At 39.0% G+C, this 544-nt stretch carries 1 protein-coding gene; it reads right to left on the reverse strand.

From position 1 onward, the window contains the following. Positions 1-544 (reverse strand): sensor histidine kinase (locus tag ACS8FD_RS23840; protein WP_439277669.1); only part of this gene is annotated, 544 nt, incomplete at both ends.

Below are 544 nucleotides of genomic sequence, written 5' to 3' on the forward strand. Positions count from 1 at the left end.
ACATAATAATGACAAGTCCATAGGTATGTCATCAACAGTCATCTTGCCTGACTCAACTTTAGATAAGTCTAGGATGCCATTAATAATCGCAAGCAAATGCTCTGTTGACAGTTTTATGTTGTCGACATAGACTTTTTGCTCAACGTTCAAATCAGTATCGTCAAGCATCTCAACCATACCAATAATACCATTCATGGGAGTGCGTATTTCATGGCTCATGTTTGCCAAAAATTCAGACTTCATTTGATTGGCATGTTTGGCGCGATGTTGATTCTTTTGTAACTGCAATGCATCTGCCGCCATTTCAGCGAACTGTAAAAGCAGTCTAGCCTTATCGTCATCAAATGTATTGTTGGGCTTGGTATCGAACAAACAAAGTGATCCTAAATGATACGTCTTGTTCTCCTCTGTTAGAGTAATTGGCGCGCCTGCATAGAAACGTAGATGAGGGTCTTCTGTCACTAATGGATTGTCGACGAAACGCTCATCAAGTGATAGATCTGGTATAGTAAAAACACTATTAGATAATACTGTGTAATTACAA

The organism is Psychrobacter sp. 1U2 (assembly GCF_051847575.1).